Source organism: Pseudomonas sp. NPDC090233 (assembly GCF_044772285.1).
In the GTDB taxonomy this organism is placed as follows: Bacteria; Pseudomonadota; Gammaproteobacteria; order Pseudomonadales; family Pseudomonadaceae; genus Aquipseudomonas.
Genome location: NZ_JBIVYQ010000002.1, coordinates 326,820 through 346,842 on the forward strand (window position 1 = coordinate 326,820; position 20,023 = coordinate 346,842).

General features: G+C 63.1%; 18 protein-coding genes. 9 read left to right on the forward strand and 9 right to left on the reverse strand.

Features of this window, described 5'->3' with window-relative positions; genetic code table 11:
- Positions 1 to 3 precede the first annotated feature (3 nt).
- Complete coding sequence (locus ACIQUF_RS05975) at positions 4 to 1,707, reverse strand: glutamine--tRNA ligase/YqeY domain fusion protein (RefSeq protein ID WP_403129427.1); 1,704 nt, start codon at positions 1,705 to 1,707, stop codon at positions 4 to 6.
- A gap of 249 nt (positions 1,708 to 1,956) precedes the next feature.
- Between ACIQUF_RS05975 and ACIQUF_RS05980 the strand changes: the two genes are divergently transcribed.
- Both ACIQUF_RS05980 and ACIQUF_RS05985 read left to right on the forward strand, forming a co-directional pair.
- Positions 1,957 to 2,460: a peptidylprolyl isomerase gene (locus tag ACIQUF_RS05980; protein ID WP_403129429.1), complete on the forward strand. Its 504-nt coding sequence runs from the start codon at positions 1,957 to 1,959 to the stop codon at positions 2,458 to 2,460.
- A complete protein-coding gene (locus ACIQUF_RS05985) occupies positions 2,457 to 3,179 on the forward strand; it encodes a UDP-2,3-diacylglucosamine diphosphatase (protein WP_403129431.1) in 723 nt (240 codons plus the stop codon). Before ACIQUF_RS05980 ends, ACIQUF_RS05985 begins: the two co-directional genes overlap by 4 nt.
- A gap of 133 nt (positions 3,180 to 3,312) precedes the next feature.
- On the opposite strand, the gene ACIQUF_RS05990 is transcribed toward ACIQUF_RS05985, so the two are convergent.
- Positions 3,313 to 5,631 (reverse strand): acylase, encoded by a 2,319-nt coding sequence (locus ACIQUF_RS05990; RefSeq protein ID WP_403129433.1) that lies wholly within the window; start codon positions 5,629 to 5,631, stop codon positions 3,313 to 3,315.
- 193 nt (positions 5,632 to 5,824) lie between these two features.
- Between ACIQUF_RS05990 and ACIQUF_RS05995 the strand changes: the two genes are divergently transcribed.
- Complete coding sequence (locus tag ACIQUF_RS05995; protein ID WP_403129435.1) at positions 5,825 to 6,199, forward strand: fe2+ zn2+ uptake regulation protein; 375 nt, start codon at positions 5,825 to 5,827, stop codon at positions 6,197 to 6,199.
- A gap of 36 nt (positions 6,200 to 6,235) precedes the next feature.
- Here the strand turns inward: ACIQUF_RS05995 and ACIQUF_RS06000 are convergent, their stop codons facing one another.
- Positions 6,236 to 6,424, reverse strand: a complete 189-nt coding sequence (locus ACIQUF_RS06000; protein ID WP_039604521.1) for a hypothetical protein — start codon at positions 6,422 to 6,424, stop codon at positions 6,236 to 6,238.
- 449 nt (positions 6,425 to 6,873) lie between these two features.
- On the opposite strand from ACIQUF_RS06000, the gene ACIQUF_RS06005 reads away from it, so the two are divergent.
- Complete coding sequence (locus ACIQUF_RS06005) at positions 6,874 to 7,254, forward strand: Mor transcription activator family protein (protein WP_403129437.1); 381 nt, start codon at positions 6,874 to 6,876, stop codon at positions 7,252 to 7,254.
- A 44-nt stretch (positions 7,255 to 7,298) separates the two neighbouring features.
- On the opposite strand, the gene ACIQUF_RS06010 is transcribed toward ACIQUF_RS06005, so the two are convergent.
- The 3 genes from ACIQUF_RS06010 to ACIQUF_RS06020 are packed head-to-tail and all read right to left on the reverse strand — an operon-like array spanning position 7,299 to position 13,406.
- On the reverse strand, positions 7,299 to 10,973 hold the full coding sequence (locus tag ACIQUF_RS06010; RefSeq protein WP_403129439.1) for a translocation/assembly module TamB domain-containing protein: 3,675 nt from the start codon (positions 10,971 to 10,973) through the stop codon (positions 7,299 to 7,301).
- Positions 10,970 to 12,712, reverse strand: coding sequence for an autotransporter assembly complex family protein (locus ACIQUF_RS06015; protein WP_403130302.1), 1,743 nt, complete (start codon positions 12,710 to 12,712; stop codon positions 10,970 to 10,972). Before ACIQUF_RS06015 ends, ACIQUF_RS06010 begins: the two co-directional genes overlap by 4 nt.
- Before the next feature lie 43 nt (positions 12,713 to 12,755).
- The gene (locus tag ACIQUF_RS06020; RefSeq protein WP_403129441.1) at positions 12,756 to 13,406 is read right to left on the reverse strand and encodes a GNAT family N-acetyltransferase; all 651 of its coding nucleotides are present in this window, start codon (positions 13,404 to 13,406) and stop codon (positions 12,756 to 12,758) included.
- A 162-nt stretch (positions 13,407 to 13,568) separates the two neighbouring features.
- Here ACIQUF_RS06020 and xthA point away from each other — a divergent pair, with 162 nt between their 5' ends.
- Complete coding sequence (gene xthA / locus ACIQUF_RS06025) at positions 13,569 to 14,381, forward strand: exodeoxyribonuclease III (protein ID WP_403129443.1); 813 nt, start codon at positions 13,569 to 13,571, stop codon at positions 14,379 to 14,381.
- A 78-nt stretch (positions 14,382 to 14,459) separates the two neighbouring features.
- Here xthA and ACIQUF_RS06030 read toward each other — a convergent pair whose 3' ends face one another.
- Both ACIQUF_RS06030 and ACIQUF_RS06035 read right to left on the reverse strand, forming a co-directional pair.
- Positions 14,460 to 15,212, reverse strand: coding sequence for an anti-sigma factor family protein (locus ACIQUF_RS06030; RefSeq protein ID WP_403129445.1), 753 nt, complete (start codon positions 15,210 to 15,212; stop codon positions 14,460 to 14,462).
- The gene (locus ACIQUF_RS06035) at positions 15,209 to 15,730 is read right to left on the reverse strand and encodes a sigma-70 family RNA polymerase sigma factor (RefSeq protein ID WP_403129447.1); all 522 of its coding nucleotides are present in this window, start codon (positions 15,728 to 15,730) and stop codon (positions 15,209 to 15,211) included. Before ACIQUF_RS06035 ends, ACIQUF_RS06030 begins: the two co-directional genes overlap by 4 nt.
- 130 nt (positions 15,731 to 15,860) lie before the next feature.
- On the opposite strand from ACIQUF_RS06035, the gene ACIQUF_RS06040 reads away from it, so the two are divergent.
- From ACIQUF_RS06040 to ACIQUF_RS06055, 4 genes are all read left to right on the forward strand, one after another.
- Positions 15,861 to 16,907, forward strand: a complete 1,047-nt coding sequence (locus tag ACIQUF_RS06040) for a catalase family peroxidase (protein WP_403129449.1) — start codon at positions 15,861 to 15,863, stop codon at positions 16,905 to 16,907.
- On the forward strand, positions 16,904 to 17,437 hold the full coding sequence (locus ACIQUF_RS06045; protein WP_403129451.1) for a cytochrome b: 534 nt from the start codon (positions 16,904 to 16,906) through the stop codon (positions 17,435 to 17,437). The genes ACIQUF_RS06040 and ACIQUF_RS06045 overlap by 4 nt, the downstream gene beginning before the upstream one ends.
- An 86-nt stretch (positions 17,438 to 17,523) precedes the next feature.
- On the forward strand, positions 17,524 to 18,729 hold the full coding sequence (locus tag ACIQUF_RS06050) for an MFS transporter (protein ID WP_403129452.1): 1,206 nt from the start codon (positions 17,524 to 17,526) through the stop codon (positions 18,727 to 18,729).
- A 79-nt stretch (positions 18,730 to 18,808) separates the two neighbouring features.
- Positions 18,809 to 19,354 (forward strand): cupin domain-containing protein, encoded by a 546-nt coding sequence (locus tag ACIQUF_RS06055; protein WP_346613135.1) that lies wholly within the window; start codon positions 18,809 to 18,811, stop codon positions 19,352 to 19,354.
- Between the two features lie 55 nt (positions 19,355 to 19,409).
- Here the strand turns inward: ACIQUF_RS06055 and ACIQUF_RS06060 are convergent, their stop codons facing one another.
- The gene (locus ACIQUF_RS06060; protein ID WP_403129455.1) at positions 19,410 to 20,003 is read right to left on the reverse strand and encodes a 2-hydroxychromene-2-carboxylate isomerase; all 594 of its coding nucleotides are present in this window, start codon (positions 20,001 to 20,003) and stop codon (positions 19,410 to 19,412) included.
- Positions 20,004 to 20,023: the final 20 nt, after the last annotated feature.

Sequence of the window (20,023 nt, forward strand, 5' to 3'; positions counted from 1 at the left end):
TCCTTAGCTGCCCCAGGAGTCACGCAGAGTGACGGTGCGGTTGAACACCGGGCGGCCCGGCTGGCTGTCCTTGAGGTCGGCGCAGAAGTAGCCTTCGCGCTCGAACTGGAAGCGATCCTCAGGCTGTGCCTGGCCCAGCGACGGCTCGGCGCGGCAACCGGTGAGCACTTGCAGCGAGTCCGGGTTGATGTTGTCGAGGAAGCTGGCGCCCTCCTCGGCTTTTTCCGGGTTCGGCGAGCGGAACAGACGGTCGTACAGGCGCACTTCGCATTCAACGCTGGCGTCAGCCGGCACCCAGTGGATCACGCCCTTGACCTTGCGGCCTTCAGGGTTCTTGCCCAGGGTGTCCGGGTCGTACGAGCAGCGCAGCTCGACGATGTTGCCGTCGGCATCCTTGATCGCTTCGTCGGCGCGGATCACGTAGCTGCCACGCAGGCGCACTTCACCGGCCGGCTCCAGGCGCTTGTAGCCCTTCGGCGGCTCTTCCATGAAGTCATCGCGGTCGATGTACAGCTCGCGGGCGAACGGCAGCACGCGCACGCCCATGTCTTCCTTCGGGTGGCGCGGCAGTTCGAGCTGCTCGACCTGGCCTTCCGGGTAGTTGGTGATCACCACCTTCAGCGGACGCAGCACGCACATGGCGCGCGGTGCGGTACGGTCGAGGTCGTCACGGATGCTGAATTCGAGCATCGACATGTCGACCACGCCGTCGGAACGGTTGGTGCCGACCATTTCGCAGAAGTTGCGGATCGAGGCCGGAGTGTAGCCGCGGCGGCGGAAGCCCGACAGGGTCGACATGCGCGGGTCGTCCCAGGCAGTCACGTGCTTTTCGTCCACCAGCTGCTTGAGCTTGCGCTTGGAGGTGATGGTGTAGTTCAGGTTCAGGCGGCTGAACTCGTACTGGCGCGGGTGCGCCGGCACCGGCAGGTTGTCGAGGAACCAGTCGTACAGCGGACGGTGGCCTTCGAACTCGAGGGTGCAGATCGAGTGGGTAATGCCTTCGATGGCATCGGACTGACCGTGGGTGAAGTCGTAGTTGGGGTAGATGCACCACTTGTCACCGGTCTGGTGGTGGTGAGCGTGGCGGATGCGGTACAGGATCGGGTCGCGCAGGTTCATGTTCGGCGACGCCATGTCGATCTTGGCGCGCAGCACGCGCTCGCCATCCTTGAACTCGCCGGCCTTCATGCGCGCGAACAGGTCGAGGTTTTCTTCGACGCTGCGCTCGCGGAACGGGCTGTTCTTGCCAGCCTCGGTCAGGCTGCCACGGTATTCCTTGGCCTGATCAGGGGTCAGGTCGCAGACATAGGCCTTGCCACGCTTGATCAGTTCAACGGCCCAGTCGTGCAGCTGGTCGAAGTAGTTGGAGGCGTAACGCACGTCGCCGGCCCAGTCGAAGCCCAGCCATTTGACGTCGCTCTGGATGGCGTCGATGTATTCCTGGTCTTCCTTGGCCGGGTTGGTGTCGTCGAAGCGCAGGTGGCAGACGCCGCCGAATTCCTTGGCCAGGCCGAAGTTGACGCAGATCGACTTGGCATGGCCGATGTGCAGGTAGCCGTTGGGCTCCGGCGGGAAACGAGTGACGATGCTGGTGTGCTTGCCCGAGTCCAGGTCGGCCTGGATGATCGGCCGCAGGAAGTTCGCAGGGACGGCGGGGGCGCCTTTGGCAGCGGCGTTGGGCGCGTTGTCGGCAGTGGGCTTGCTCATAGGATCCTTGAATGCACGTGTCCGGCCTGGGTAGGCCGATTGAATCAAAGGGCCTATCATAGCCGAAGCAGTCAAGCTGCTGACAGCCGCGCCCGGACAAACTGCCGTGATTTATCGCAGCTTTTTGCCGCAGCCTGGCAAAATGGCCCGTGCGCGCCATGTGTCGCGATCGCCCGATCCTGCGTCAGGTGAACTACCGGCGCACTGCGCACCCTAATTCCCAAATGCCCTGAAAGAGCGAATTTCAGCATGTCCAAAGTCAAACTGACCACCAACCACGGCGACATCGTCATCCAACTGAACGCTGAAAAGGCCCCGATCACCGTGGCCAACTTCATCGAATACGTTAACGCTGGCCACTACAGCAACACCGTGTTCCACCGTGTGATCAAAGGCTTCATGATCCAGGGCGGCGGTTTCGAGCCAGGCATGAACGAGAAGCGTGACAAGCGTGCCAGCATCCAGAACGAAGCCGACAACGGCCTGAAGAACACCAAGTACAGCATCGCCATGGCCCGCACCATGGAGCCGCACTCCGCCTCGGCGCAGTTCTTCATCAACGCCTCCGACAACGACTTCCTCAACCACAGCGGCAAGAATGTCCAGGGCTGGGGCTACGCAGTGTTCGGCGAAGTGACCGAAGGCCGTGAAGTGGTCGACGCCATCGAGAAGGTCGCCACCGGTTCCAAGGCTGGCCACCAGGACGTGCCGAAAGACGACGTGATCATCGAGAAAGCCGAGATCATTGAGTGATACTGCTGATCTCTGATCTGCACCTGCAAGAAGAACGCCCGGACATTACCCGGGCGTTTCTTGATCTGCTTGACGGTCGCGCGCGCCACGCCAAGGCGTTGTACATCCTTGGCGACTTCTTCGAAGCGTGGATCGGCGACGACGCCATGACGCCGTTCCAGCAGTCGATCTGCCAGGCCTTGCGCCAGCTGAGCGACAGCGGCACGGCGGTCTATCTGATGCATGGCAACCGTGATTTTCTGATCGGCCAGGACTTCTGCAAGGCCGCCGGCTGCACGCTGCTGGCCGACCCAAGCGTGATCAGCCTGGGCGGTGAGCAGGTTATGCTGATGCACGGTGACACCCTGTGCACCCGCGACCTGGCCTACATGAAAATGCGCCGCTACCTGCGCAACCCGCTGACGTTGTGGATTCTGCGGCACCTGCCGCTGTCCACACGGCACAAGCTTGCGCGCAAGCTGCGCAGTGAAAGCCGCTCGCAAACACGCATGAAGGCGACCGACATCGTCGACGTCACGCCAGAGGAAGTACCAAAGGTGATGGCGGCGCACGGCGTGAAGACGCTGGTGCATGGCCACACGCACCGCCCTGCGATTCACAAGCTGGTGGTGAACGGCGAGCCTGCCCGGCGCATCGTGCTGGGGGATTGGGACCGTCGTGGCTGGACCCTGCAGGTGGATGCCCAGGGGTTTGCCTTGGAGCCGTTCGAGTTTTCCTGAACGCCAGGCAGCGTTTTTCAGCGGCCTCTTCGCGGGTCAAGCCCGCTCCCACAGGTTCTCCACTGCTCTCAGGCATTGTGGGGAAATTGTGGGAGCGGGCTTGCCCCGCGAAGAGGCCGGCACAGGCTTAAGTTTATTTCTGGCTCACCACCACCCCTTTATCCCGCTCGCTGATCACATACTGCCGGTACTCCGGATCAGCCTTGATCTGCGCCTCGGTGAACGGGATCGGCGCCAACTGCTTGGCCGAGAACGCCTTGGTCTGGTCGCTCGCGTGCGCAGATGCGGCTTCGCTGGACTGTGAGAACGCCAACAACCCGCGTGCCTGTGGCCCCTGATCAGTGAAGCTGACCAACTGCAGGTAACTGGTACCGCTGACCACCAGGCGCTTGCCTGGCCCGTGCGGCACGCTGAAGATCGCGTTATACACCCCCAGCCCCTGCGGACCGCCCGGCACTGGCGTGCCATCGGCCGACTGTTGGATCTGCCCCCATCGGCTACCCTCGTCAACACCCGCCTCGGCTACCTGCTGCAGCGAGGCCAGTGCCGCTTCACGCAGCAATTTGCGCACTGCAGCCTGTTCGACCGCCAGGCCTCGCGGTGTGTGTTGCGGGTCCGCCGGGTCGAACGCTACACGCCAGCTTTCCGGATGCTTGGCCAGTGCCTCGACGATATTCTGGAAATGCACCAGGCCGATACCACTGTTCAGGTCAGCCTTGCCATTCCAACTGACCAGGCTTGCGCACAGCTGCTGCAAGTCGGCCTCGGCCCCTTTGCACCATTGCCGCAGGTCAGGGAGCACCAGGCTGGCCAGGTAGACTTCATCATCAAGCACCATGTTCTGCAGATCCTGCACGCCGATCTTGGCACTGCCCTGCAAGCGTTCCAGGGCAAAGCGGCCGCGCATCCCCAGCGGCTGGTCGCTACGGCTGATCAGCGGCGAGAAACCTGTCAACGGCTGGGCTGGGTTGGTCATCCAGGCCGGGTCGTTGGAGCTTTGCACGAAGTCGTTGCGCTCAAGGCTTGGCAACAGATGCGCCGGGAAGATACCGGGCTGCGCCGCCTGCGCATCGACCTTCCACTGGCAAGCGCTGCGTGAACCGTCCAGCACCACCAGCGGCCCTTGCATCGCTGGGTTGCTGCATTGGCTCAACAGCTGCTGGTCCACGTAAGGCACCACCGACTGGTTCATGTACAGCGCCTGGCCGGCGGCGTCGACGGCCAGGGTATTCACCCAGGGAATGCCTTGCAGCTGCTCGACCGACCCCTTCAGCGCATCCAAGCTATCGGCTCGATTGATGCGATACCACTGCTGCAACACCCGGGTGTTTTCCAGGTTGGCGTCGCGCAGGCTGTAGGCCGCCTTGCTATCCCAGTCCAGACGCCCGGGCCACTGCACTACCGGCCCGAATTTCGAACTGTATACCTGGCGTTCCACTTTGCTCAAGGTGCCATCGGCAGCCTTGACCGTGACGCTCACAGCCTCACGGGCCAGCGGCAATGACTCGCCATCGAGCAGGTAACGAGTCGGGTCCTTGGGATCCAGTTGCAAACGGTAGAGCGTGAAGTGCTTGGAAGTGTCGACGGTGTGGGTCCAGGCCAGGTGACGGTTGAAACCAATATTCACCACGGGCAGGCCGGGCAATGCGGCGCCCATCACATCCAGCTGACCGGGGATGGTCAGTTGCATCTGATAAAAACGCATCCCACCCATCCACGGGAAATGCGGGTTGGCCAGCAGCAGGCCACGGCCATTGGCCGAACGTTCAGCGCCCACCGCAACGGCGTTGCTGCCGCGCTCCGAGGCGAAACGCTGCTGCTGGGCCAGCGCCGCGCCAAAAGCGGGCGCCCCATGCTGGCTGGCCAGTTGCGGCGGCTGCGCTGCCGCCACCGCTTCGGCAAACTGGCCCAAGCCACCCTCTGCCAACAGGCGACGGGTCAGTTTGACCAGGTCCAGGCTGGTGATCGGGCGCAGCCAGTCACCCTCCCCGCATTCAGCCGGCAGCCCTTGGCTACGGCGCTCAGCCAGCGCGCGGTTGAAGCCACTGGCATAGCCCTCCAGCAGATCGCGGACTTGAGTGGGCTGGGCCTGAAGGAAACTGCTCACTGCCGTCGGCGTGTTGAACCAGGTGAAAAACAGATCGCTGGCGAGGTTATCGCGCTGCTCCAGGGTTTTGCCTTGCGCGCCAAAGAAGCGCGAGCGCTCACCATTGACGGTCAGCACTTCATTTGCCAGCAGGCACAGGTTGTCCTGGCCATAGGCATAGCCAATACCGTAGCCCAGGCCACGCTCATCCTTGGCGACGATATGCGGCACACCGAAGCTGGTGCGGCGTATCTGCGCACTGGCATCGGTGCTGGTTTCCCGCGCCTGCACGGCAATGCTGGAGGCAACCAGCACAGCCGCCAGGCCTGCGCAGGTCAGGGGACGCGAAATTGAGAGCACGGGCATTCCTCGGATCCAGGGGTATTCCCGATCAGACGAATGGCTAGATGAAAATTTTACGCAAGACGCGCGGCAGAATCGTCTTCATGGAACGGCGAAGAATCTTTTTTCGCATAAAAGCTGCAGATTTTTCGTTCTCATTCGTCCTAGTAAGTGAGGCACCCATATTTCGGGATAGTCCACGAAAAGGAGCATTCACATGTATAACCCGCAACCCTCATTGCAGACCGGGCACCCCCCGGCCAAGGCGGCCAATGGACAGGACGCCTGCGGGGAAGAGCGTGTAGGCAACGAGCAGATCCGCGAGCTTCTGCGCACCTACGGCCTGCGCACCAGCCTGATCCGCCTGAAAGTGATCGATGCCCTGCACAATGCCAACCGCGCTGGCCGCAGCATTGGCGTTCGCGGTGTGCATGCGCAACTCGAACAACTGGACATCCCGCTGTCGTTTCTCAGCGTCCGCGAAGTGCTCAAACGGCTGTGCGCAGAGGGCGTGATCAACCTTGGCAGTGACAAATGCTACAGCCTGAACCCGCAAGCTCGAGCTGTGCTGGACCAACCCGTGGCACGCTGAGCGCAGGGCCGACCATTGCTGGTCGGCCGTCGCAGGTCAGGGTTTGACCTTGCGCCGCAGAATCCCGTTGATCACGACCACGACCACGGCAATGGCGATAGCCAGCAGCTGGAAGGTCTGCTCACTGATCGTGCCCTGTTTCTGCAGATGGGAAAGGCCCAACATGAGGCCCAGTACTACCAGGATGATCAGGAGTGAATATTTAAGGCGCTGCACGTGTGTCATCTGAATTTCCTTGCAACATCGGGGCAATCGGCTCGCAACGAGCCGCGGCAATGATACAACGCCCATGACATTCGACGCTGTATTTACTTCCGCACTGAATGCACAGGCGTTCGTTTACAGCGGATGACATCCCCCATGCCTGCCCTCCCTCTGCACCTTTCGCTGGTTAGCGAGGGTGTAGGTACCCAGTGAAGTTCCGAAAGAGAGCCGTTGCAGTAAATCATGGCTTGCAGGCTACCGCTGGGGCGACGTCCTACATCCTGGTCAATTTATGCCTGCAAGTCCTGCCCACCAAGACTACAAGCATCAGCCCAATTGTCACCTAGCGAGAGCCTCTGCCGCTCACTGACAATTCAGCCATGCCAACGACAGCCCGCCGCTGGCCATCGCCGACCCGCTTTCACGGATCTTCATGACATCGCGCTGCATTTTGCGCGAGGGAGCCTCATATGGAATTGCCCGATCTTACAGCCATCGACATCAGCCAATTGCCGCACTCGCTGCAGGCATTGATCGAATGCATCGGTATTGACAACGCCTATCAGCTGACCTGCGCCTACGGTGGCAGGCCAAAGTACATCCCCAAACATCGCGAACGTACCAAGCTTGCCGACATCCTCCCCAGCGATGCACTGGATGCACTGATCAAGCGTTTTGCCGGAGTGGCCCTGGAAATTCCCAAAGCGGACCATTTCCTGCGGCAACTGCGCAATCTGCAAATCCAGAAGGAGAGCGCCGACGGCTTGTCGCGCAGCCTCCTGGCTGACAAGTACGGCCTGAGCCTGCGTCAGATTGGCAACATTCGCCGCCAGGAACCCTACGTTCGCTGACCACCAGCGAGTTCATCAAGGCCGTTTTGTACTGCTGACGGCCTTCAGAAATCGCGCTTGTAAAAGATATCCAGTGAACTCGCCAGCCCGCTGGCCGCCTCCAAATACACCTTCTTGCTCAATTTGTAGCGCAGTGCAATGGTGTTGGCCGGCTCGAATACCCCGACCCCATAACGCAAGCTGAGCTTCTCGGTGAGGTTGCCACTGGCTACCACGCTGGTGGTGTTGCCGGAGCCTTCGGTGTCCAGCTGGAAGTCTTCGATACCCAGTCCCGACGCCAGGCTGCCGGTAATTCCGGCACTGCCCGCCAGCCCCAGGCCAAGAGCCGCTTCGGCCAGCATGTTGTTGTCTTCACCGGAAGTGCCCAACGGGCGCCCCAACACCAGGTAGGACAATGCCTGCTCCTGGCTCATGGCCGGCTCCGAGAATACCTTGGTGGTGGGTTGCTCGGCGCTACCGCTCAGACGAATACCAGCGATCACATCATCGACCTGGCGGATGGCTTCGATATCCAGGTAGGGCTGGTCGATGGGCCCGGCAAACAGCAGGCGTGCGCGGCGAATGGTCAGGCGCTGGCCATAGGCACGGTAGCGACCATCGGCCAGGCTCAGCTCGCCACGGGTATCCATGTTGTCGCCGATGTGCACATGGCCGAGCAGGTTGGCCGTCAGGCCAAAGCCACTGAACGACAGCTTGTCCTGCCCCACCTCTACATCGATGTCCATGGCCATCGCCATGGGTGGCTTGCCCTCTTCGGTCTGATGACCAACGATGACGGTATCGTCCGACACCTTGACGGTCGATGGCGGCAGCTCGCGCACAGTGATCTTGCCCTTGGGCACACGCACCTTGCCGGTAACCGCCAGTTTGTCGTCAACCAGGCGCAAGGTCAGGTCGGGTGTCACGTCGAGGGTTGCGTAAGGCTCCACGGTGACCGGCAGCTGCTGGCCCTGCAGGCGCAGGTCCATGCCCAGCGCCTGGCCCCAGGTCAGGTGCCCGGCCAACTGGCCACGGCCCGCCTCACCGCTGCGCCAGTTGCCATTGATCTGCACCTGTTCGCCAGCTATCAGCGCTTGCAGCGAGAGGTCCTGCACACTCATCGGCAACTCGGCGCCACTGACTTCGCCACCGCTGAGCATCAGGTTGCCGTTGACCTGCGGAGTCAGCAAGGTCCCCGACAACCGACCACTGCCATTCAATTGCCCGGTCAGCCGCTCGACCATTGGCACGAACGGTCGCGCAACCGACAGGTCGAGGCCAGTCAATCGGAAATCCCCTGACAGCGGTTTGTCCTTGCCCAATGGGTCGATGCGGGCATCGACGCTCAGCTCACCCAGGCGTTCGCCGCGGAAATTCAAACGGGTATCGATACGGCGCGGTGCGAGGGTGCTGTCCAGGCGCAGGGCTTGATACGGAAAGTCGACCCAACGCCCGTTATCGCGAACCCGCAGCGTGCCGCCACTGGCATCGACGCTGAAGGTACCCTTGGGGCCGCTCGCCGGAATATCCAGATTGACGTCGGCATTGAGCAGGCCGCGCCAAGCAAAATCCTTCGGAAGCCACTGCGCCAGGCTGTCCAACGGGAACTGCTTGAGGTGGTAGCGCAAACGCGGCTCCGGAGCCAGGCGCTGGTCCTCGCCGCATAGGCTGGCCTGGCCAGAGCGCCAACAGTGCGCACCGAAGTCCAACTGACCGCTGGCCAGGCGCTGCAGGCGCGCCGGCGCTTGCAGTTGCCAATCCTGGCCGCCCGCCTGGATTCTGCCGCTGGCCAGGCGGCCGCGCCAGTCGCCTTTGCTCAACTGGCCATCGAGGCCTAGGTCGAGCTTCAATTGCGGGCCATCGAGGCCAAGGGTCAAGGCCTGCTGACGGATATCGCCCTTGCCATTGGCCTGCAAGGTGCCCAATACCGTTTCGCCCACCCGGATACCATTGGCCTTGAGGTCGATCACGCCGCGCTGGGCACTGTCCAGGCGCGCATCCAGATCAAGACGTTGAATGCGGTTTTCTTCCTGAGCCAGTCGCTGGCCCTGCAAGCTCAGGGTGCCTTGGGGAGCGTTCAGCGTACCGCCAACATCCAGCCGTCCTTTGGCCTGGCCTTGCAGCCCTGGCCACAATTGCCCGAGCCGTGGCAGGTCGAGGTCGATACGCCCGGCCAGTCGCTGCTGCAAGCTGCCACTGCCGTTGATACGGTTGTCACCCAGCTGCACGGCAAGGGCGCCGAGGGTCCAGTTCTGCCCTGCTCCTTCGGCCTCGACCTTGAGTACTGCCGGCTGGCCCCGTAGGCGGCCCTTGAGGTCAAGTTGCGCATCGAGGGTCAGCTGTTCGCCTTTCATTTCCCCTTTGCTGCGTAACGGGCCGGCCAAGGTACCGGGCAGCTCAGCGAGCCAATAGGCTGGGTCGAGTGCCGACAACTGCAGGTCGACATCCCAGACCAGGGCATCGGCGAAGCGCACGGCGACGCTGCCGGCAGCCTTGCCTTGACCTGCGGTGAGAGATAACTGGGGCAAGCGCACCTGGCCCAAGTCACCCTCGAACGGGCTGGCCAGGGTGAACGCCCCGGCGGGGCCATCGAGGTCACCGTTGAAAGTACCCTGGTAGTTACCATCGCGGTATTGCACCTGGGCATTGAAGCGTTTGAGCGTAACCTCTGGGGGCGTCTCCAGGGGGTACAGGCGCAGCCAAGGGAAATCCTGCCAATCGAGCTTGGCATCCGCTACCAGCCCCTTTTGCCAGTCAGCGCTGGCTTGCAGCTTAACCCGCTGGGTATCGCTGGCTGTCAGGTCCAGGGCATCCAGTTTCGCCCCCTTGGCATCGACCTTACCCGTCAGAACCAGGGCAATCGGTGCGTTTTCAGCTGGCAGGTTGGCGCTGCCGGACAGCTGATAGCCCTTGAGCAAGTCGCCCTGGGCATCGAGCTTGAGCTGATTGAGCTGCAGTGTGTCGGGCAGCGATCCGGCCGCTTTGAAGGCATCGGAGCGAATCTGCAGCTTGGCCGGTAGATGCTCGGCCAAGGCCTGTAATTGGCCAGTCAGACGCGCATTGAGGTAGCCGCTGCTGGTCGCATCGAGCGCCAGGGTTTTCTGCAATTCACCCTTGGCGGTCAGCGCCAATTGCCAGGCCTGGCCTTCCACGGCAGGCAATTGCACCTGCCCCTGGAGCTGCACCGGCCAGTCACCCTCTGGCTGAACGTCGCCTTGTACATCCAGATGCAGGTCATCGCGTTGCAATTGCAGGCTGTCGATCCGCAACCCGCTGGCCGTCCAGTGCGCTGCCAGGTGCAGGTCGCCAAGCAGGTCGCTGCCATCCAGGCGCAATTGGCCAACCTTGACTTCACCCAGCTCGATGGCCACCGGCAGACGCAAAACCGGCAGCTGCAACGGACCGTCGTCGGCAGGTTGGTCGCTCGGCGCAAAGGCCATATCGATACGTTGGGCATGCAATTGATTGATACACAGCTTGGCACGCAGCAAGCATGCGGGCGACCAGTTCAGCAACGGTGACTGCACCTCCACGCGGTTGCCACCGTCCATCCAGCTCAAGCGACTGGCCTGCCAACTGCCTGCCAGACGCCCCTGGAAATCGTCGACCTGCAGGCCCGGCACGCGCCCCAGCACCCAGCGGCTCCCGCCTTCAGTGCCAAGTAACATGCCCAGGGCCAGCACCACCAGCAGCACACTGCCGAGCACGCCCAGCAGGATGAATTTGAACACACGCATCACAGCTCAGGCCCCATGGAAAAGTGCAGGCGGATCCCACCGTCGTCATCGAGGGCCTTGGCCAGGTCCAGGCGCAACGGCCCAACCGGAGAAACCCAACGCACACCGAAGCCCACCCCGGTCTTGAGGCTGGGCAGTTCCAAGTTATTGAATGAGTTGCCCTGGTCGACGAAGGTCGCCACGCGCCATTTTTCGGTCAACGAATACTGGTACTCGACACTGCCGGCCACCAGGTAGCGGCCACCGATGCGGTCGCCGTCGCTATTCTTCGGCGACAGCGTCTGGTAGTCGTAACCGCGCACGCTCTGGTCGCCACCGGCAAAGAAGCGCAGCGATGGCGGGATGTTGTTCTTGTAGCCATTGGTGGCACTGCCACCGAACTGCACACGGCCTAGCAAGCGGTGGTTGTGGCCGAGTGTGGTCAGGCCCTTGAGCAAGACATTGCCATGCAAGAGGTTGGTGTCGGAAACCAAGCCCTCCTTGGCTACCTGGGTATCGAACTGCAGGCGATAGCCATTGTGCGGGTCGATGCGATTGTCGCTGCGCAGATAGGAGAAGCTCACACCCGGCATCAGCAGGTTGCTCAGGCCCGAGTCGTCGCCCAGGCGATACTCTTCACGCTGGTATTTGAGCGAGATCACCCGCTGCCAGCCGCTGGGCAGCTTGCTGTGCCACTCGGGGCCGACGGTCAGCAGCTTGCTGAGCGTGTCGGTGCCGGCAATTTCTTCATTCTGATAGCCGCCGGCGAAGCGCAACTTGTCGGTCAGCGGCGGATCAAGCGGCACGTCGTACCACAGGCCAACGTTCTGCCGGGGCGCCGAAAGCTCGGTTTCCCAACCATAGCTATGGCCCTGGGGATTGACCCAGTGCCGTGTCCAGTTGGCCTTGCCGCGCGGGCCGACGTCGGTCGAGAAGCCCAGGCCCAGCCCCATGGTCCGCGGCTTGCGGGTGTCGAGGCGGACGTCCACAGGGATTTGTTCCGCCACTGCGGCCGTGGGCGCGGCATCCACCCGCACACCCTCGAAGTAGCCGCTCGATTGCAGGTCGTTGTTCAGCTCGGCAACCAGTTCGGAGTCGTAAGGGGTGCCTGGCTTGAAGGACACCATGCGTTGCAGCAAATCCTCATCCAACGGCGTGTCACCGCTGAACCTGACCGCACCCAGGCGATAGCGCGGGCCGCTCTGGTAGACCAGTTCGATATCGGCCACCCCAGCCTGCGGATCGACCGCCAGGCGTTGACGACTGAAGCGCCCACTGAAAAAGCCGTAGCGCGAAGCCTGGTTCTGGATCAGCCGTTTGGCGTCCTCATACAGCCCATGATTGAGCTGTTCGCCAGCACGCAACGCCTTGCTATCGGGCACACGAAATGCCTTCATCTCGCTGGCTGGCCCTTCAATGCGCACAGTCACGTTGCGCAAGCGCACAGGCTCACCCGGTTCGATGTGGATGATCAGCTTGGCGTGTTGGTCGGCCTTGGCGGGCGGCTTGACCTCGGTGTCTATCTGCGCCTGATAGTAGCCAAGTGCCTGCGCCGCTTTGCGCGCCTGCTCCTGCGCCCCGCGACTGAAGCGCAGCAGCGCCTCTTCGTCGCGGTCGCCAAGGGTACCGATATAGCCTTCGACATTGGCCTTGAGCGCCTTGTTGGCCGGTTTTACCTGCACCAGCAACTCGCTCTGGCCCCATGCTGCGAAACTGGCGGCCCAGATAACCAGGCCCCAGGTTAGTCTTCCTGAATACGTCATGCGGCGCATGCTACCAGAGCCGGGCGCTCAAGGGAGCGGCCTGTCAGGCAATTGAAGACAAGGATGATACTGGGTTGGGATGAAAGAACACTCTTTCTCGGATTGGGCCTACCGCTACTTCGCCTATCTCCTCATAGCCCTGGCGCTCGTAAAAGGCCAGGTAGTGCTCATTGCCCGAATCAAGCACCACGCCTTGAGTGTTAGGATCCTCGGCGCACCAGTCGTGCACAGCCTGTAACAATTGTTCGCCGTAGTGCTGGCCGCGAAACTGTGGGTGCACGCCCAGTAACGGCAGCATGTGAACCTGCTCAGTCGGCAGGCAACTGATGAGCGCTGCCTGATAATCCATGTAACGACGGGTACAGCGCTGGCCAGTGCCGAGCAGCATACGCAGGCGCCACGCCCAGCTGTCTGCCACGCCCAACCTGCGCTGTGGCGGCACGATCAGCGCCAGCGCAATCAGCCGGTCATCCAGCAGCAGGCCGATTGCCGGCAATTGCAGGTAGAAGTGTTGACGAACCCACTCGCGCACCATGACCCGCAAGCGTCGTTCATAACCAGGGCGCTGGGCCTCGAAGATATAGGCGAAGGTCGGCTCGTGACGGTAGGCGTTGTACAGCAGCGAACGCGCTTCACGGCTGTAGCCGTCATCGAGCGTGCAGATGCGGGCCTGGGCGACAGTGGCTTCGGGCATTGCGGGAAGTCCTCCTGGAATGGGCATACAGTGCCTTGGAGGTGCCCTACAGCGCTTCGTTCACCTCTACGTGCACGTTAGCAGTGCCCCTACGAAGCTGCCACGCTGGTGATGACGGCCGATGTCGGCTAGCATCCGGCCTTTTACCAGGATTGTCTTTCCATGAAGATCGTCTGTTTCAACATCAACGGGCTGCGGGCTCGCCCGCACCAGCTGGCGGCGCTGATCGAAAAGCACCAGCCGGACGTGATCGGCCTGCAGGAAACCAAGGTCAGCGACGATCAGTTCCCGTTGGCCGACGTGCAAGCCCTGGGTTACCACGTGCACTACCATGGTCAGAAAGGCCACTACGGCGTTGCCCTGCTCTCTCGCCAGGCTCCGTTGAGCCTGTTCAAAGGCTTTGCCACCGATGAGGAGGAGGCCCAACGCCGATTCATCTGGGGTACGTTCGCCGATGCCGACGGCACGCCGATCACAATCATGAATGGCTACTTCCCTCAAGGCGAAAGCCGCGACCACCCCACCAAGTTCCCGGCCAAGCAGCGCTTCTACAGCGACCTGCAGGCGCTGCTTGAGGGCCAGTTCAAGAATGACCAACCGCTGCTGGTAATGGGCGACATGAACATCTCGCCCCAGGACTGCGACATCGGCATCGGCCCGGACAACGCCAAGCGCTGGCTGAAAACCGGCAAGTGCAGCTTCTTGCCTGAAGAACGCGAGTGGATGGAACGGTTGAAGGGTTGGGGCCTGGTGGACAGCTTCCGCCACCTGCATCCGGAAGTGGCCGACCGCTTCAGCTGGTTCGACTACCGCAGCCGCGGGTTTGAGGATGAGCCCAAGCGTGGCCTGCGCATCGACCTGATCATGGCTTCGCAGCACCTGGTGCCACGTATCAAGGCGGCGGGGGTGGATTATGACCTGCGCGCAATGGAGAAGCCTTCGGACCATGCGCCGATCTGGCTGGAGTTGAGCTGACCCTGCGGCCTCTTCACCTACCCTGTGGGAGCACCGGCTTCGCCGGTGTTCGCGGCAGAAGCCGCTCCCACAGGGCCGCTAAAGCCCCAACCGCAAAGCCTCCCCCACCCCTGCCCCACGCACATCGTCCGCTGCACTCACCAAGGCGAAATTGTACGCCCCGTGCGACCAGTACCGCGCCTCCAGCTGCCCATCGACCCGCTGCCCTTGCGGCATGCGCTCGTAACGTTCGCCCGGCGAACGCAGGAACAGGCTGATGCGCTGGCCATTGCGGTCCTGGAACACCAACAAAGCCGCCGGCCCCTGTTCGTTGCTCAGCAACCGCGCACCCACTGGCTGGAACCCGTAACCGGTTAGATCAGGCAACTGGCCCACACGGTTGAAGTGCCGGCCAAGCCAGTCGCGCAACTGCGTCGGGTCACTGGCCTGGATATCCAGCGCCTCACTGCCGGCAAACAACCGGTGCGCCTGAACGGCATCGGCCATTGGCAACACACTGCCCGCCAACGTCACCTGCCGCGCTTGCCAGCCACCCAGCCCGCCAACGCCCAAGGCCAGCAACAGCATCGCTGCGGATGCCAAACGCCGTTGGCGGCGTTGGCGCAGGCGCCGCTGCACCTGACCCAGGTCCAGTTGCACAGCACCCGGCCGTTCGCCAAAACCTGCCAGCGCTGCCCGCAGGCGCCGCGCATCGTTACGCCAGGCTTCGATACGCGCTGCCTCATGCGGGTTGGCCGCCAGCCACACCTGCACCTCGGCGCGGCGCGTGGGTTCAAGCCGGTCGTCGACGTAGGCGTGAAGCTCGTCTTCGCTGGGTATCAGGCGTGTCATTTCAGTCTCCGCAAGGCCGGGGGCTGGGGGTTGCTCTCGGTCAGTTCACGCAGGGCGGCACGGGCGCGGGACAAGCGCGACATCACCGTGCCGATGGGGATTTGCAATGCCTCGGCCGCCTCCTTGTAGCTCAGCCCCTCGACACTCACCAGCAGCAGCAGGGCGCGCTGTTCGGTCGATAAGCGGGCGAAGGCTTCAAGGTCGGCCTGGGCCAGGACGATGTTTTCGATGTTGCCCCCGACCGCGTCATCTTCACGTTGGTCACGGCCAAACCACGACAACCAGCGCGCATGCAGGCGCTCGCGGCGCTTGCCGTCGAGAAACAGCCGGTAAAGGATGGTGAACAGCCAGGCGCGCAGCGCATCGGTGTCGCGCTGCTGACTGCTGCGGCTCAGGGCGCGCTCGACGGTGCCCTGCACCAGGTCGTCGGCACTGCCTGGCTCGCGGGTCAGCCACAGGGCAAAGCGGCGCAGCCGCTGCAGCAGCTCGCGCCACTGCTGTTCGTCCAGGTCGTGCATGGCAAGGTACCGGCCTTCGGGTTACTCAGTGTATGGGGCAGACGCCCGGCAAGAAAATCTATTCCCGCCGATGGAATAAGTTTTTCCCTGCGCCGTCGTACCGGCATCTTCACTGAACCGGACGCACACCATGAACTCACCCTTGCACGGGCCGGCCAAGGCCCTGCGCCTGGCCGGTATCGGCGCCGTGATGCTGGCCCTGGGCGCAGGCTTTGCCTATGCAGCCGGCTGGATCGGCAAGCCGCAACTGACCCCGCAACGCATCATCGACACCTTCGAGGCCCAGGCCGGCCACTACCCGGGCTACCGTAAGAACCACGCCAAGGGCTTGTGCGTCAGCGGCTACTTTCAGCCCAGCGGCCAGGCCGCCAAGCTGTCGACGGCGCGTGCGTTCAGCCAGGACCACGTGCCTGTCATCGGCCGTTTCGCCATCGGCGGCGCCAATCCGTTCGCACCCGACACCGGCATACCGGTGCGCAGCCTGGCCCTTCAACTGAGCACCGACGACGGCCAGGTCTGGCGCACCGGCATGAACAACCCACCGGTGCTGGCGGTGAGCACACCGCAAGGCTTCTACGACCAGGTACTGGCCGGCGCGCCGGACCCGGCTACCGGCAAACCGGACCCGGCCAAGCAACAGGCATTCTTCGCTGCCCACCCGGAAAGCGCGGCGTTCCGCCAATGGGCCGCGAACTACAAACCCAGCGACAGCTTCGCCAGCACGCAATACCACAGCATCAACGCCTTCCGCTTGATCGATGCCAGCGGCGCCGCCCAGCCGGTGCGCTGGCAGCTTGAGCCGCAGACGCCTTTCGCGGCGTTGCCCGGCCAGGTAGAGGACAAACAGTTCCTGCAACATGACCTGCAGCAGCGCCTGGCCCAAGGCCCGCTGCGCTGGACCCTGCGCCTGGTCCTGGCCAACCCCGGCGATGCTCAGGACGACCCGGCCAGCCCCTGGCCCGCCGACCGGCGCAGCGTCGATGCCGGCACCCTGGTCATCGAACAGGTCGATGCTCCTGAACAAGGCGCCTGCCGGGATCTGAACTTCGACCCGCTGATTCTGCCAACCGGCATCCAACCGTCCAACGACCCGATCCTTGCCGCCCGCTCGGCCGCCTATTCGGAGTCCTTCAACCGCCGCAGCCGCGAATCCCTCGGCGCAGGAGCCCACCCATGAAGCCTGAAGCTTTCCACCCGCTGGCTCGCCTGCTGCACTGGCTGATGGCGATACTGATCCTGACCATGCTGTTCATTGGCGTGAGCATGGTCGGCGACCTGTCGCTGCGCCACCCTCTGCTGGTGGAGTTGCACAAGGCAACCGGCCTGGCATTGCTGATCCTGGTGATCGTGCGTATCGGCCTGCGCCTGACGCTGCCCCACCCGCCCCTGCCACAGGATCTGCCCGCCCTGCAGCGCATCGCTGCCGGCGCCTCGCACCTGCTGCTTTATGGTTTGATGCTGGCCATGCCACTGCTGGGCTGGGCGATGCTGTCGGCTGGCGGTTATCCACGCCCGCTGCAACTGCCGGCGATCGCCCCGCACGACCTGCAGCTGTACGCGGTATTGCGCCAGGCACATGGCTGGGCCGGCTACCTGTTGTTCGCCACGGTACTGGTGCACCTGGGCGCCGCGCTGATGCATGCACTGGTGCGCCGAGATGGAGTGTTGCGTAGCATGTGGCCTGGCCCCTTGCGTCGCAGTGAGTAAAGACAGGCAATGCAGGGCAGGCTCGACAAACGATAAATATTCTCATTAAGCTGAGCCGCTGCTGCTCACCTGCCCTGGACTGCCCAATGAATGCCGCAAAGGACCCTGCCACCCTGACGCCCGCCAGCACGCTGGACTTACGCCCGCTGCTGCTGGCCAACATGACCTGCACCATGTCGATGATGGCCTTCGTCGCCCTGATCGGGCCCATCGCCCGCCTGCTTGGCATGGCCACCTGGCAAGCCGGCGCGGCGGTGACCGTGGCCGGCGTGGTCTGGGTACTGCTCGCCCGCCCCTGGGGCCGTGCCGCCGACCGCCTGGGTCGGCGGCGCATTCTGTTGCTGGGCAGCGCCGGCTTCACCCTGGCTTACTGGCTGCTGTGTCTGTTCGTCGAAGGCGCACTGCGCTGGTTGCCCGGGGCAACGCTGGCATTTGTCGGGCTGATGATCGCGCGCGGCTGCATCGGGGCCTTCTATGCAGCCATTCCGGTGGGCTGCAATGCGCTGATCGCCGACCATGTCGCGCCACAACAGCGGGCGCGGGCCATGGCGTCGCTGGGCGCGGCGAATGCCGTCGGGCTGGTACTTGGCCCGGCGCTCGCCGCGCTACTGGCCCGGCACAGCCTGAGCCTGCCGTTCCATGTGATGTCGCTGCTGCCCGCCTGCGCGTTCCTGGTGCTGCTGTTCAAACTCAAGCCGCAACCGCTGGCCATCAGCCATTCACCCAGCCCGGTACGGTTGAGCGACCCGCGCTTGCGCCGGCCGCTGCTGGTGGCCTTCAGCGCGATGCTCAGCGTGACCGTGTCGCAGATCATCGTCGGATTCTTCGCCCTCGACCGCCTGCAGCTCGGGCCGGCCGAGGCGGCCCAGGCCGCTGGCGTCGCCCTGACTACGGTGGGCGTGGCGCTGATTTTGTCGCAGGTGATCCTGCGCCAACTGGAGTGGCCACCGCTGAAAATGATCCGCGTTGGGGCGAGCGTCTCAGCACTGGGCTTCGCTGCGGGCTCGCTGGCCACCAGCGCGCCCTGGCTGTGGGGTTGCTATTTTGTCGCTGCTGCGGGCATGGGCTTCGTATTCCCATCGTTCTCGGCATTGGCGGCCAATGCCATGCAAGCGTCCGAGCAAGGCGCTACCGCCGGCTCGATCGGCGCCGCGCAGGGCATGGGCGCGGTGATCGGCCCGCTGGCCGGTACGCTGGTCTACGCCCTTGACCCGCGGCTACCGTTCCTGGCGGTGGCAGTGCTGTTGCTGCTGGTCGGGCTGTGGCCGATGCCCCGCGAACAACGCGCCTGACAAGCACTGCGCGCAAGCCTGCAGAGTGTGTTTTAATGCGTCGCTCATTATTTTTAACACCTCTGATTACAAGGCGGCTATGGACACAGGGACACGACTCAAACTGGTGCGTGAACGCAACAGCCTTTCCCAGCGGGAACTGGCCCGTCGCAGCGGGCTGACCAACTCGACGATCTCGCAGATCGAACAGAACCGCGTCAGCCCTTCGGTCAGCTCCCTGAAAAAACTGCTCGAAGGGATTCCGATGACCCTGGCGGAGTTCTTCAGCTTCGACGAGCCGGTACGGGAAGAGCGCTTCGTGTTTCGTGCCAGCGAGCAGCCGGACCTGGGCCGCAATGGCCTGCGCATGCTGCTGGTCGGCGCCAGCGTCGAAGCCCGGCAGATGCGCATGCTGCGTGAACTGTACGCACCGGGCGCCGACTCGGGCGAGCCGATCGTGCATGCCGAAGGCGAGGAGTGCGGGCTGGTCACGCGCGGCACCGTGGAGCTGTGGGTCGATGGCCAGGTCAGCATCCTCAACTCTGGCGATGGTTACTACATCCCCACGACCCTGCCGCACAGCTTCAAGAACATTGGCCAGGATGAGGCAGAAATCATCAGCGCCAACACCCCGGCCAACTTCTGATCCCGTTGTGAACCTGGCGGCCTCTTCGTGGTAGCCCGCGAAGAGGCCGTCGTGTTTATTGCTTCAACGCCTCTTCGACGAAATCCAGGCGGTCCTGACCGAAGTACATCTGCCCGTCGACAAAGCAGGTAGGCGCGCCAAATACCCCACGTTCCACGGCGTCCTCGGTCACCTGCTTTAGCCTCGCCTTCACTTCGGCGTCAGTCGACAATGCATGAAATTCAGCCGGATCGAAGCCCGCCTCCTCCAGCACCTGCTCCAGTACCTCGATATCCGCGAAGTTACGGCGCTGCGCCCACATCCCGTCAAACAACGCCGCCAGCAAGGCCTCGAAACGTTCCGGCGAGCGCAGCTGAATGCCGATCACGCCCCGCATCAAGGCCAGGGTATTGAGCGGGAAGCCTGGCGGTAACCCGAACGGCACGCCATAGCGCGCAGCAAAGCGACCCAGGTCGGTGAACATGTAACGGCCCTTGGCCGGGATCATCGCGGGCGACGCATTGCCCGTGGCCTGAAAGACTCCGCCGAGCAACATCGGCCGGTAATGCAGCGTTGCGTCATGGCGGGCGCAGAGCGCGGGCAATTGGGTCCAGGCCAAATAGCTGGCGGGGCTCCCCAGATCGAAAAAGAACTCCACGGTCTTGCTCATGCAGCACACTCCTTTGATGA

Coding starts and splice junctions, on each gene's coding strand:
- ACIQUF_RS06055 (WP_346613135.1), top strand. CDS start 18,809: ATGGACACAGGGACACGACTCAAACTGGTGCGTGAACGCAACAGCCTT.
- ACIQUF_RS06005 (WP_403129437.1), top strand. CDS start 6,874: ATGGAATTGCCCGATCTTACAGCCATCGACATCAGCCAATTGCCGCAC.
- ACIQUF_RS06035 (WP_403129447.1), bottom strand. CDS start 15,730: ATGCACGACCTGGACGAACAGCAGTGGCGCGAGCTGCTGCAGCGGCTG.
- ACIQUF_RS06030 (WP_403129445.1), bottom strand. CDS start 15,212: ATGACACGCCTGATACCCAGCGAAGACGAGCTTCACGCCTACGTCGAC.
- ACIQUF_RS06045 (WP_403129451.1), top strand. CDS start 16,904: ATGAAGCCTGAAGCTTTCCACCCGCTGGCTCGCCTGCTGCACTGGCTG.
- ACIQUF_RS06050 (WP_403129452.1), top strand. CDS start 17,524: ATGAATGCCGCAAAGGACCCTGCCACCCTGACGCCCGCCAGCACGCTG.
- xthA (WP_403129443.1), top strand. CDS start 13,569: ATGAAGATCGTCTGTTTCAACATCAACGGGCTGCGGGCTCGCCCGCAC.
- ACIQUF_RS05975 (WP_403129427.1), bottom strand. CDS start 1,707: ATGAGCAAGCCCACTGCCGACAACGCGCCCAACGCCGCTGCCAAAGGC.
- ACIQUF_RS05995 (WP_403129435.1), top strand. CDS start 5,825: ATGTATAACCCGCAACCCTCATTGCAGACCGGGCACCCCCCGGCCAAG.
- ACIQUF_RS06015 (WP_403130302.1), bottom strand. CDS start 12,712: ATGACGTATTCAGGAAGACTAACCTGGGGCCTGGTTATCTGGGCCGCC.
- ACIQUF_RS05990 (WP_403129433.1), bottom strand. CDS start 5,631: ATGCCCGTGCTCTCAATTTCGCGTCCCCTGACCTGCGCAGGCCTGGCG.
- ACIQUF_RS05980 (WP_403129429.1), top strand. CDS start 1,957: ATGTCCAAAGTCAAACTGACCACCAACCACGGCGACATCGTCATCCAA.
- ACIQUF_RS06000 (WP_039604521.1), bottom strand. CDS start 6,424: ATGACACACGTGCAGCGCCTTAAATATTCACTCCTGATCATCCTGGTA.
- ACIQUF_RS06060 (WP_403129455.1), bottom strand. CDS start 20,003: ATGAGCAAGACCGTGGAGTTCTTTTTCGATCTGGGGAGCCCCGCCAGC.
- ACIQUF_RS06020 (WP_403129441.1), bottom strand. CDS start 13,406: ATGCCCGAAGCCACTGTCGCCCAGGCCCGCATCTGCACGCTCGATGAC.
- ACIQUF_RS06040 (WP_403129449.1), top strand. CDS start 15,861: ATGAACTCACCCTTGCACGGGCCGGCCAAGGCCCTGCGCCTGGCCGGT.